Annotated in this window: 1 pseudogene; it reads left to right on the forward strand. The window is 70.2% G+C overall.

Features of this window, described 5'->3' with window-relative positions:
* Positions 1–218: 218 nt before the first annotated feature.
* Positions 219–275, forward strand: a pseudogene (locus DSY14_RS29715) (hypothetical protein); the annotation flags it as partial.

The following is a 275-nucleotide window of genomic DNA, read 5'->3' on the forward strand; positions in this document are numbered from 1 at the left end:
TTCAACGCCAACGGGTGGGCCATCACCCACGCCGACCGCAACGGCAACACCAACGACCTGCGCTACACCACCGGCGGCGACCTGGCGGCCATCACCGACTCCCAGGGCCGGGTCACCACCCTGGGCTGGGACGACCAGGGGCGGCCCACCGAGGTCACCGATCCCACCGGTGAGGAAACGGCACGGTCTCGGCCCAGGACGACGGCAACGGCAACCGCACCACCTTCAGCTACGACGATGCCGGCAACATGACCCAGATGGCCGAGCCCGGCCCG

This window comes from Nocardiopsis sp. MG754419 (assembly GCF_018207095.1).
Taxonomy (GTDB): domain Bacteria; phylum Actinomycetota; class Actinomycetes; order Streptosporangiales; family Streptosporangiaceae; genus Nocardiopsis.